Origin of the sequence: Pseudomonas sp. 2FG, from assembly GCF_005502935.1 — a bacterium.
GTDB lineage: Bacteria > Pseudomonadota > Gammaproteobacteria > Pseudomonadales > Pseudomonadaceae > Aquipseudomonas.
Window position 1 is genome coordinate 270,347 of sequence record NZ_SCMP01000002.1, and the last position, 12,028, is coordinate 282,374.

Consider the following 12,028-nt stretch of genomic DNA (forward strand, 5'->3'; position numbering starts at 1 on the left):
GTCCTAGCCCTTCTTATGCGTTCTTACGGATGACTTGGCCGTCGCGGCACATCAGGCACGCGGCGACTATGTCGTCTTCGAGGTTGAGGTGGAACTTGCCTTCGCCGTCGACCACCAGCTTGAGGAAGTCCAGCAGGTTACGCGCGTACAGCGCCGAAGCGTCTGCGGCGACCATGGAGGCCAGGTTGGTGTGACCGACCAGGGTCACGCCGTGCTGGATCACTACCTGATCGGCGACCGTCAGCGGGCAGTTGCCGCCTTGGGCGGCCGCCAGGTCGATGACCACCGACCCCGGCTTCATCTGCGCCACCGTTTCCGCGCTGAGCAGCACCGGTGCCTTGCGGCCCGGAATCAGTGCGGTGGTGATGACGATGTCGGCCTGCTTGGCACGCTCGTGCACGGCAACCGCCTGACGCTGCATCCAGGAAGCCGGCATCGGCCGGGCATAGCCGCCCACGCCTTCGGCGCACTCACGTTCTTCGTCGGTTTCGTACGGCACATCGACGAACTTGGCGCCGAGGGACTCGATCTGCTCCCTCACCGCCGGACGTACGTCCGAGGCCTCGATCACCGCGCCCATGCGCTTAGCCGTGGCGATGGCCTGCAGGCCGGCCACACCGGCACCGAGAATCAGCACGCGGGCGGCCTTCACGGTGCCGGCGGCGGTCATCAGCATCGGCATGAAGCGCGGATAGTGGTGGGCGGCCAGCAGCACGGCCTTGTAGCCGGCGATGTTGGCCTGGGACGACAACACATCCAGGCTCTGCGCACGGGAGGTGCGCGGCGCTGCTTCGAGGGCGAAAGCGGTCACGCCGCGCTCGGCCATCTGCGCGATGTTCTCGTTGTTGAACGGGTTGAGCATGCCGACCAGCACCGCGCCGGGCTTGAGCTGAGCCAGCTCGGCGGCGTTTGGCGCAACCACCTTGAGTACCAGCTCGGCACCCAGGGCCGCGGCGGCATCACCAATGGTCGCGCCAACGGCGGCATAGGCACTGTCCGGAACACTGGCATTAATGCCGGCGCCGCTTTGGACGGTGACCCGATGGCCCTGGCCGATCAGCTTTTTGAGGGTCTCGGGAGTTGCGGCAACCCGCGTCTCGCCAGTTAAGGTCTCGAGAGGAACACCAATGTGCACTTCAAATCTCCTGCGTGATCGTTTTTAAAAAAACCAGAGCACTTTTAAAAAACCAGAGCACTGCGGATGGCGCACTGGGGTGGCGGATCATCACAAACCCGCACGGATTGCCATGCAATTGGCGGGGCGCGGCATTTTGCAGGTGAACCGTGGGGCCTTCAAGAAGTTCTGAAGGCTGACCTACAGATAACTACAAGTCATTGGGTGACCGATAGTTTCTATCAGGGTGCGACAAGTAGCGTGACTGCGGGCTTACAGCCTAATAGCGGGGCTATGTGCGGGGAAATGACATCCCTGACGTGAATAACCGTCCATCAGGTCGAGCCTAAACCCGCTGAGACCTGGCGGCATCCTGCGTTATCAGCATAAGTAGCTGTTAATTAAAGTTTTTAATGACCCCTATTAGGATCTGAGATGGATCGGGCTGTAGCTAAGCTCATTCCTGACTACGGAGTCAACAAGGGTGGTTGAAAATCGGCTCAGAGGTCTTCTCAGGCCAGTAGCCCCAGGCTCTTGGCGCGCATCAGCGCTTGCGTGCGGCGCTTCACGCCGAGCTTGCTGTTGATCTTTTTCGCATGGGTTTTCACCGTATTCACCGAAATAAACAGGTAAGTGCCGATTTCCTGGTTGGAAAAACCGTCCGCGAGGAGCTGCAGCACCGCCCGCTCGCGTTGGCTGAGCAGGGCGTTGTGCTCCGCTGCCGAGTGGTCGCCGGGGGCGGCTGTTTTCGGTGCGGCTGGGTTGACGGGGCCGGCCTTAGGGTCGGGCCAATCCTGCAACATGCCGTGCAGGCCGAGGGTTTCCGCCTGCTGCCGCGCGCTGTGTTCCAGGCTCGCGGCATCGGCGCGGCCGAGGCTGCGCCCGGCTTGCGCCAGCGCGAGCTGAACCTCGCAGGCCAGAGGTTTGAATTGCAGCGTGTTGCACAGTTCGAGCAGCGCCTGCAACAGGCCCTCGGCCTGCTCCGCATCCCCGGCGGCGTGCAGGGCGCGGGCTAGCAGCAAGCGATTGCGCAGCGCCAGGGTGGGGTAGTCGAGCGGTGCCATCGACGCCGGTTCGGCGTGGAAGAAGCGCTGAATGCCTTCGGCGATCGGGGTGATGCGCTCCCAGCGCCCCTGGCGGCCGAACACGCGCATGCTTTGCAGCAGCTGCACGCCGCGATAGCAGAGGCGCCAGACCTGGCCGCACTGCATCTGTCGCTCGGCCTCGCGCAGGTACAGGAAGGCCTGGTCGAACTGGCCGTGGCGCGAACTCAGCTCGGCCAGGCCGAGATACCCGTGCAACACGAAGGGGTCGGCGCATTCCTGCGCCTGCGCCACGCCGACCTGCAAGGACCGCTCGGCTTGTGGGTGCTCACCGTGCAGCAGATGCAGTTCGGCTTGCAGCAGATGCAGCCGGCCGAGCAGCAGGCTGTCGAGCGCTTTACGCGAACCGATCAGGGCGAAGCTTTGCTCGATCAGGCTCTGCGCCCGTGGCAGCTCACCACGCATCAGCAGCAGGCGAATCCGGTCGAGGTTGATCAGCGCTTCGAACAGCAGGCTGCCCTGGCGTCGCGCCAGCTCCAGGGCCGAGCGCAGGTAACCCGGTGCCGCCTGTGGATCGCGGGTGGCCATGGCCACCCGGGCCAAGGTCGAATAGCACAGCAACTTGGGCATCCAGTCGGCTTCCGGCAGGTGCTCCAGGGCCTGCTGGCAATGGCGCCTGGCGTCATCGGCGCCGTGGTTGCCGCGCAAGGCGGCCAAGGCGCCGCGCAGTGCCTGCCAGTTGGCGGTCAGCCGCAGCCTGCGCTGCGCACTCGGCTGTGGCTGGAAGCGCGCGAGCTGGTCGATGCAGGCTTCGGCCTGATCCAGGCGCCAGCTCAGCAGCAGGGCCCAGGCGTTCAGCGTCAGCAGGCGCGGCGTGCTTTCCAGCAGCACCGCCGGCAGTCGTTCGCGCCAGGCGAGCAGGTGGGCCAGGTGCTGCTCACCGGTCAGCCATTCCTGGCCGAGGCGTTCCAGGTAGTTGGCGGCGACTTCCGGCTGACCGGCGCAGAGCGCCTGCTCGATGGCGTCCTCGACCTGCCCGGCGGCGATGAACATGCGGCACGCACGCAGGTGCAGCTGGGTCGCGGCGGTAGCGCTGATGCGGTTGCGCAGGACGCGGGCGACCACCGGCAGCACGCGATACCAGACGCCGTCCTCATCCAGCGGCATGAAGAACGCCTGGCGCTGCAGCAGCCGCTGAAACAGCTGGGCGCCGTCGCTTTCTTCCCAGAGGTGCTGGCAGAGCTCGGCGGAAATCTTCGGCAAGTGCACCAGGGCGAGCAGGCAGCGGGTTTCTTCCGCATCGAGGCGGTTGAGCAACTCGTGGTCGAGGTATTCCTTCAGCCAGCAGTGCTTGATGTTCTGCCCGCAGGCCTTGGCCGGGTCGCTCTGCGGCATGGTTTTGCCCGACAGTTGCAGGCGCGTGCCGGCGCACCAGCCTTCGGTTTCCTGCCACAGTTCGGCCCGCATGGCCTGGCCGCTTTGTGGCGCGAGCAGGTCGATCAGTTCTTCCTGCTCGCTGCGGCTGAAGGCCAGTTGCTGGGCTTCCAGCTCCAGCAGCTCGCCGGCTAGCAGCAGGCGCGGCAGGTTCCACTCCGGCCTTTGCCGGGCACTGACCAGCAGATAGAGGTTGGACTGCGGGCGGGCCAGTAGCTGATCGATGCAGGCGTCCAGTTCGGCGGGCGGGTTGCTCGGGTAGTCGTCCAAGACCAGCCACACCGGCTGGTTCTGCCCGCCGAGCAATTGCAGCAGCGCGGTCGTCGAGGCGCTGGCCGGGAGGCTGCTGTCGAGGGCGGTCGCGATCTGGCTGAACAACTGCTCGGCACTCAGCGGCTGGCCGGCCAGGCCCAGCCAGATGACCCGGCCCTGCGCAGGCAACTGGCGCAGGTATTCACTGAGCAGCACGCTTTTACCGAAGCCCGCAGGGGCGACCAGCAGGCGCAGGCGTTCTTCCTCGGCGTGCAGTAGTTCGAGCAGACGTGGGCGCGGCAGGTGCGCGGGCGGCAGGCGCGGCACCTTGGCAAGAGGCGCACTGGGCAGGGCGATACCGGAGTATTGGCGCGGCATGGGCGGTTCTCGCGAATTGTAGTTATGGATGAACCGGAGAACTCCACCCTAGCCCCATCACCCTTAAGGGGGAAGCAGGATGATTGGGGGTGATACGGCGCCATAAAGCTATGCGTAGCGCAGATGCGACAACGCCCCGCAAGCGGGGCGTTGTGCATGCTGGAACGCGGCGCCAGGCCGCGTTGTGGCGGGTTTAGCGCACGCCGGAATTACGCAGCGCGGCGGGGGTGTAATCGGCGCCGGTGGCCTTGAAGCCGAACTCGGTACCGTGCTTCTCCTCGTTGCGCATGCCCAGGGCGATGTAGCGCCCGGAGATGATGTCGTACAGCGCCTCCAGGGTGTAGACGGGGACCTGCCGCTGGTAGTGCTGCTCGGCATGGCCCTCGCCGACCCGCCAGAGCTGGCCGCGACCGTCGTAGTGGTCGGCCAGGGCGACCTGCCAGCTATCCTCGTCGACGAACAGGTGGCGCTTGGCATAGATATGCCGCTCGCCCGGCTTGACCGTGGCCTCCACTTCCCAGACCCGGTGCAGCTCGTAACGGGTCAGGTCCTGGTTGATATGCCCGGGCTTGAGCACGTCGGCGTATTTCAGGCTGGGCGAGTCGAGCTTGTAGCTGTTGTAGGGGATATACATCTCCTTCTTGCCCACCAGTTTCCAGTCATAGCGATCCGGCGCGCCGGAAAACATGTCGAAGTTGTCGGTGGTGCGCAGGCCGTCGGCGGCGGTGCCGGGGCCGTCATAGGCGACCTGCGGGGCACGCCGCACGCGGCGCTGGCCGGCGTTGTAGATCCAGGCCAGGCGCGGCTCCTTGACCTGGTCGATGGTCTCGTGGACCAGCAGCACGTTACCCGCCAGGCGCGAGGGCGCGGTCACCTTCTGCTTGAAGTAGAGCAGGACGTTGCTCGCCTTGGCCTGGTCCAGTTCGATCATGTCGGTCGGGAAGGCCACCTCGTCCTCGAAGTGCACCGTGCTGAAGGAGCCGTTGGTCTGCGGCGTGGCCTGGACGATCAGGCGCCGGGCGTTGCCGCCGCGGTAGCGAGTGATATGGTTCCACAGCACCTGGACGCCATCCTTGGGAATCGGGAAGGCGTAGTAGCGGCTGTCGGCGAAGTTGGACAGGCCGTTGCCGTTGTCCACCGGTTGGGTATTGAGTGCGCTCTTCTTCGCCGCCGCGTAGATCGCCTGGGGGGCGGCCGCGGTGCGGTGGCTCGGGTAGACCGGGATCTTGTAGGTGGCGGCATAGCGCTTGAACATCGCCAGCTGGCCGGGTGACAGCTTGTCCTTGTACTGCTCGACGTTAGCCGCGGTGATGGTGAACAGCGGCTGTTCATTGGCGAAGGGGTCGGCGAGGAAACCGTTGGTCACCGCCGCTGCGTCGGTCGGCAGGCCGCCGGTCCACTCGGGGATGCTGCCGTCGGCGTTGCCGGCTTTCTCCGCGCCCAGCGGAGTCAGGGTGGTGCCGAGCTTGGCGGCCTCCTCGGGGGAAACTGCAGCCATCACGCTGCTGGCCAGGAGGGACAGGGCCATGGCGGCGCCAAATTGCATGAATCGTTTTGTGCTCATCGTTCGAGTCCTTATGCGGGCCGCGCTTAGAAGTTCACGCCGAAGCTGAGGGCGACGAAGTCGCGGTCGGTGATGACGCTGTAATCGCCACCGAAGAAGTCGGTGTAACTCAGGCTGGCGGTGTAGGTGTTCTGGTAGTCGGCATTCAGGCCGAGGCTGATGGCTTTGGAGCCTTCGGTGAAGTTCGGCCCATAACCGTCGACGTCGTGCGACCAGGCCACGCTCGGCGTCAGGTTGATCCCGGCGATGGCGTTGCTGTAGTCCAGGCTGGCGCGTGCGCGGTAGCCCCAGGAGCCGCTGGTGTAGAAGCCCTTGTCATTGCATTCCTGCGGGTTGGCGGCGTTGAGGGCGCGGCAGGTCGGCTGCGAGGACAATTGCCCCGAACCGAAGATCGGGTCGCGACCGAAGCGCAGCTCGCCGATATCATCGCTGATGCCGTTGATGTGGTTGTAACCCACCTCGCCCACCAGGGTCAGGCGGCTGGCGCCCAGCACCCGGTCGATAAACTGCACCGCGGAGACCTGCGCCTGGGTGACCCCGCGGCGGTCGTAGCCGTGGAGTTCGCTGCCGGAGGTGTTCTGCGCCTGGCCGGACTGGAACACCGGCGAGAGCGACAGGCCGAGGGCGGCGAAGGACAGGTCGGTGGAATTGATCTGCAGCGGCATGTTCGGCCGGTAGCTGACCTCGCCGGACAGCGCCGTGCCGCCGGCGTTGGTCTGGAAGCTCAGGCCATAGAGGCGGATGTCCTCGGGGTACTCGATAAAGTAGCGGGCGTTCGCCGCGCCGGGGATAAGGGCCGCGCTGGGGGTGGTGGTGCGGATGGTGCTGAACACCGGGCCGCGGCTGTGGTAGTTCATCGCGTAGGCGCCGAACTCGGTGTCGTTCAGCTCCGGCACGAACCAGCGCAGGGCCAGGCCGTACTGGCCGCTGTCCTTCGCATCGCGGTCGCCGGCGCGCGGGATATAGAGGTTTTCGCCAGGGGCGAAGCTGTTGTTCGACTCGCCGGGCGGCAGGTCCGGGCCGAACACCACCAGGCGATCCGTGCAGCCATCGGCGACCACATCGGAGGTGGAGAAGAAGGTGCCGCAGTTATCCACCACGGTCTGGTCCCACTCCAGTTGATAGAAGGCCTCCATGCTTAGAGCATCGGTCAGGCTCTGGGACAGGTAGAGCATATTGACCGGGATCAGGCCTTCCTTGATCTCCGCACCGGGGCGGCGGAAGGCGGCCACGTCGATCGGGTTGATCGAGTTGATGCTATTGCCGATAAAGGTGCTCTCGCCCCAGCTGACCACCTGCTTGCCGACCCGCACGCTGCCCGGCAGATCGCCGAGGTTGTAGTTGTGATAGAGGAAGGCATCGAGCAGCTGCGCACCGGAGGACTGCGCGCCCTCTTTGCGGTTGTGGTCGTCGATGTCGTAGAACAGCCGGTGCTCGTCCTTCAGCTCGAAGTCGTACCAGTACTTGCCGCGGATAAACACCCCGGTGTCGCCGTACTTCAGTTCCAGGTCGTGGATGCCCTTGAAGATCTTCGAGAAGGTCTCGCCCTTCTTGAAGTTCAGGCGGCCGTCGTCGGAGGTCCGCGAGGAGGCTTTGCCGCCGCTGGCCACGGAGATGAAATCCGGGTCGGCGCCGCGGGTCGACCAGCTGGCTCCCACCGACAACTGCGAATCGAACTGCGCTTCGAGCTCCCCGATATTGAAATTAATGGCGTGGGCCTGGGCGCTGCAACCCAGGGCAACGGCGGCGGCCAGCAGGTGCGGCCGGAAGATTCCGCGCATTGTTCTTGTTGTCATGCGGCTCTCCTGAGGAGGAATAAGTGAGCCGCCATCCTAATCAGCCGAAAGTCTGGCCATAACTGCCTAAAGGGGCGATTTCACCTATCACCCAGGTGGGTGATGGCCGCGCACAACTGCGTCCTGCGTGCGGCTCTTTAGCGGTCTATAGCGCAGGGTTTCGCGCGGGCGCGGGCATTTGTCTCGCGGCTGATACCTAGGGTTACAACGGGTGTTTCGTGGGCGCGGGCCGCCCAGGTGAACCCCTCTATAGCCAGCGGAACCCGGGTTGGCAGGCGTGATTACCGCGCTGTAGGAGCGGCCCATGGCCGCGAAAAATTGCCTCAACCCCGCCCGGCCTCGGAGCGGTACTGCCGTGCCTCTTCCACCAGCCAGTCCCGGAAGGCGCGCAGGGCCGCCGACTCGACTTTGCGCTCGGGGATGATCAGGTAGTAGGCCTTGTCGCTCAGGCAGGCGTGATCCAGTGCCACCACCAGCCGCCCTTCGGCCAGCTCGCGCTGGATCAGGAAGGGTGGAATCAGCGCGATGCCCATCTCGTGCATCGCCGCCTGGGCCAGCATGGAAAACAGCTCGTAGCGCGGCCCGGTCATGTCGCGCGGCACGTTCAGGCCGAGCGAGTTGAACCATTGGCGCCAGGCATAGGGGCGAGTGCTCTGTTGCAGCAGCGGCAGGCCGGCGATGGCCTCGGCGGTCAACGGGCCGCCGGCGGGGATCAGCTGCGGGCTGCACACCGGCAGCGAGTTTTCTGGCATGAGGACGTGCGACTCGGTACCCGACCAATCGGCATCGCCGAAATACACCGCGGCATCGAACTCGGTGTCGGCGAACAGGAAGGGCCGGGTGCGGTTGGTCAGATTGACCGTGACCTCCGGGTGCAGGGCCTGGAAGTGCTTGAGTCGCGGCAGCAGCCACTGGGTGCCGAAGGTCGGCACTATGGCCAGCTCCAGGCTGCCGGCGCCATGCTGGCCCATCACCGAGAGGGTGTCGCGCTCCACCGCATCCAACTGCGCGGCCACCCGCCGACTATAGGAGAGGCCCGCCTCGGTCAGCTTGACCCCGCGCCGCGAACGCCGGAATAACGCGATGCCGAGGAATTCTTCGAGGCCGGCGATTTGCCGACAGATGGCGCTTTGCGTCAGCGAGAGTTCTTCGGCCGCCTTGGTAAAGCTCTGGTGGCGGGCGGCGGCCTCGAAGCTGACCAGGGCGGCGGTGCTGGGGATTTTACGACGCATGGGCTTCTCTTATGCGTTAGATGCACATGAAAACCAGTTGATATGGCTTTTAAATTCATTACGGAATGAGAAATTAGCACAACACTGTGCGAAATCCTCGTTTGCCTGATCCGGCCTAGGCTGACTAGGATTAACCTATTCGCCAGCCCGTCGCTGGGCATCAACAACCGCAACGAACGATTGAGGAATCCGCACATGGCCGGTAAAGCACGCTTCAACTGGGAAGATCCACTGTTGCTGGATCAGCAACTGAGCGCCGAGGAACGCATGGTGCAGGGCAGCGCCCAGCAATTCGCCCAGGACAAGTTGGCCCCGCGCGTGCTGGAAGCGTTCCGCCATGAGCAGACCGACCCGGCGATCTTCCGCGAGATGGGCGAAATCGGCCTGCTCGGCGCGACCATTCCGGAAGCCTACGGCGGCAGCGGCCTCAACTACGTCAGCTACGGCCTGATCGCCCGCGAAGTGGAGCGGGTCGATTCCGGCTACCGCTCGATGATGAGCGTGCAGTCCTCCCTGGTGATGGTGCCGATCAACGAATTCGGTAACGAGGCGACCAAGCAGAAATACCTGCCCAAGCTGGCCAGCGGCGAATGGATCGGCTGCTTCGGCCTGACCGAGCCGGATCACGGCTCCGACCCGGGCTCGATGATCACCCGGGCGAAGAAAGTCGACGGCGGCTATCGCCTCAGCGGCGCCAAGATGTGGATCACCAACAGCCCGATCGCCGATGTGTTCGTGGTCTGGGCCAAGGACGATGCCGGCGAGATCCGTGGCTTCGTCCTGGAAAAAGGCTGGGCCGGGCTCAGCGCCCCGGTGATTCACGGCAAGGTCGGCCTGCGCGCCTCGATCACCGGCGAGATCGTGATGGACAACGTGTTCTGCCCGGAAGAGAACGCCTTCCCCGACGTGCGCGGCCTGAAAGGTCCGTTCACCTGCCTCAACTCCGCGCGTTACGGCATTGCCTGGGGCGCACTGGGTGCCGCCGAGTTCTGCTGGCACACCGCGCGTCAATACTGCCTCGATCGCAAGCAGTTCGGTCGCCCACTGGCGGCGAATCAGCTGATCCAGAAGAAACTGGCGGACATGCAGACCGAAATCACCCTGGCCCTGCAAGGCTGCCTGCGCCTCGGCCGGATGAAGGACGAAGGCACCGCGGCGGTGGAAATCACCTCGATCATGAAGCGCAACTCCTGCGGCAAGTCCCTCGACATCGCCCGCATGGCCCGTGACATGCTCGGCGGCAACGGTATCTCCGACGAGTTCGGCGTCGCCCGTCACCTGGTCAACCTGGAAGTGGTGAATACCTACGAAGGGACCCACGACGTGCATGCGCTGATCCTCGGCCGTGCCCAGACCGGCATTCAGGCGTTCTACTAAGTCGATTGGGAATGGCTGCGTGGGTCTCCTACGCGGTCGACCCAAGCTCGTAGGGTGCGCCATGCGCACCGCTGCGCTATTTCCGGTGCGCATGGCGCACCCTACGGAGAATCCATGTCCGGCGCCCTTTCCCACCTCCGCGTTCTCGACCTTTCCCGCGTCCTCGCCGGCCCCTGGGCCGGGCAGATCCTCGCCGACCTCGGCGCCGAGGTGATCAAGATCGAGCGCCCCGGCAATGGCGACGACACCCGCGCCTGGGGCCCGCCCTTCCTCAAGGATGCCAACGGCGAGAACACCAGCGAGGCGGCCTACTACCTCTCGGCCAACCGCAACAAACAGTCGGTCACCCTCGACTTCACCCAGCCGGAAGGCCAGCACATCGTCCGCGAGCTGGCGGCCAAGTCGGACATCCTGCTGGAGAACTTCAAGGTCGGCGGCCTGGCCGCCTATGGCCTCGACTACGCCTCGCTGAAAGCCATCAACCCGCGGCTGATTTATTGCTCGATCACCGGCTTCGGCCAGTACGGGCCCTATGCCAAGCGCGCCGGTTACGACTTCATGATCCAGGGTCTCGGCGGCCTGATGAGCCTGACCGGGCGCCCGGACGGTGAAGCGGGCGGCGGCCCGGTCAAGGTCGGCGTGGCGCTGACCGATATTCTCACCGGCCTCTACTCGACCGTCGCCGTGCTCGCCGCGCTGGCGCACCGTGAGCAAGGCGGCAGCGGCCAGCATATCGACATGGCCCTGCTCGACGTGCAGGTCGCCTGTCTGGCCAACCAGGCGATGAACTACCTGACCACCGGCACCGCGCCGAAGCGCCTCGGCAACGCGCACCCGAACATAGTGCCGTACCAGGACTTCCCCACGGCGGATGGCGATTTCATCCTCACCGTGGGTAACGACGGCCAATTCCGCAAGTTCTGCGAAGTCGCCGGGCACCCGGAGTGGGCGGACGATCCGCGATTCGCCACCAACAAGCTGCGGGTGGCGAATCGTACGGTGCTGATTCCGCTGATCCGCCAGGCCACGGTGTTCAAGACCACCGGCGAATGGGTGACGGCGCTGGAGCAGGCGGGAGTGCCGTGCGGGCCGATCAACGACCTGGCGCAGATGTTCGCCGACCCGCAAGTGCAGGCGCGCGGCCTGCGTGTCGAACTGCCCCACGCCTTGGGCGGCACGGTGCCGCAGGTGGCCAGCCCGATCCGTCTTTCCGAGACCCCGGTGCAATACCGCAACGCGCCGCCGCTCTTGGGCGAGCACACCGTCGAGGTGTTGCAGAAGGTCCTGGGGCTCGACGCCGGGCAGATCGAGGCTCTGCGTCAGGCGGGCGTGGTTTAACCCGGCGGCAACAAAAAGGCCCCAGGTTTTCACCTGGGGCCTTGTCGTAGTTGGTGCCCCAGGCGGGATTCGAGCCACGTTCGGAGGGCAATGCGCTACATAGATTCTGGTTAATTTTAGATCTCATTAATTGCCCAGAAACTATGTATTTCAAGGGCTCCGCAGTGCTGACCTAACTGCAGTGAAGATCCTTTTGAAGCACTTAAGCTCAGAAATTAAGGACACAAAGTCGAAATCGACAACATCGAAAAATGACCACTAGCCACATCATCCAGATGCAGCACCTTGATCTTCATTCTTCCCCAGTGGGCGCTGAGCGGTTAGGACGGACACAGATTTAGGAATACCGCCTCCAGCTCCAATGCCAGCCCATGAACCTGCATCGTCGTACGTAGATCCATCAACGCCGGCGGCATGCCGCCCAGGTTGTCTATCCAGATCTGTCGGTTGCCGTGCTTGCTGAGCAAAGGCTTCCAGTCTGGCACCAGCCAGAGCGGGGC

General features: G+C 64.6%; 7 protein-coding genes. 2 read left to right on the forward strand and 5 right to left on the reverse strand.

The window, feature by feature from the left end; translation table 11 throughout:
- Window positions 1-13: 13 nt before the first annotated feature.
- The 5 genes from FFS13_RS03135 to FFS13_RS03155 form a co-directional block, all read right to left on the reverse strand.
- Complete coding sequence (locus FFS13_RS03135; RefSeq protein ID WP_137817661.1) at window positions 14-1,135, reverse strand: Re/Si-specific NAD(P)(+) transhydrogenase subunit alpha; 1,122 nt, start codon at window positions 1,133-1,135, stop codon at window positions 14-16.
- 491 nt (window positions 1,136-1,626) lie between these two features.
- Window positions 1,627-4,221, reverse strand: a complete 2,595-nt coding sequence (locus FFS13_RS03140) for a LuxR C-terminal-related transcriptional regulator (protein WP_137817662.1) — start codon at window positions 4,219-4,221, stop codon at window positions 1,627-1,629.
- A gap of 193 nt (window positions 4,222-4,414) precedes the next feature.
- Window positions 4,415-5,767, reverse strand: a complete 1,353-nt coding sequence (locus FFS13_RS03145) for a DUF1329 domain-containing protein (protein ID WP_137817728.1) — start codon at window positions 5,765-5,767, stop codon at window positions 4,415-4,417.
- 44 nt (window positions 5,768-5,811) lie between these two features.
- On the reverse strand, window positions 5,812-7,581 hold the full coding sequence (locus tag FFS13_RS03150) for a DUF1302 domain-containing protein (RefSeq protein ID WP_137817663.1): 1,770 nt from the start codon (window positions 7,579-7,581) through the stop codon (window positions 5,812-5,814).
- A gap of 323 nt (window positions 7,582-7,904) precedes the next feature.
- Complete coding sequence (locus FFS13_RS03155) at window positions 7,905-8,813, reverse strand: LysR family transcriptional regulator (RefSeq protein ID WP_137817664.1); 909 nt, start codon at window positions 8,811-8,813, stop codon at window positions 7,905-7,907.
- Between the two features lie 195 nt (window positions 8,814-9,008).
- On the opposite strand from FFS13_RS03155, the gene FFS13_RS03160 reads away from it, so the two are divergent.
- Both FFS13_RS03160 and FFS13_RS03165 read left to right on the forward strand, forming a co-directional pair.
- Window positions 9,009-10,190, forward strand: a complete 1,182-nt coding sequence (locus tag FFS13_RS03160) for an acyl-CoA dehydrogenase (protein WP_137817665.1) — start codon at window positions 9,009-9,011, stop codon at window positions 10,188-10,190.
- 114 nt (window positions 10,191-10,304) lie between these two features.
- Window positions 10,305-11,528 carry a CaiB/BaiF CoA-transferase family protein gene (locus FFS13_RS03165; RefSeq protein ID WP_137817666.1) on the forward strand — a complete coding sequence of 408 codons (1,224 nt, stop codon included), beginning with the start codon at window positions 10,305-10,307 and terminating at the stop codon, window positions 11,526-11,528.
- The last annotated feature ends 500 nt before the right edge of the window (window positions 11,529-12,028 follow it).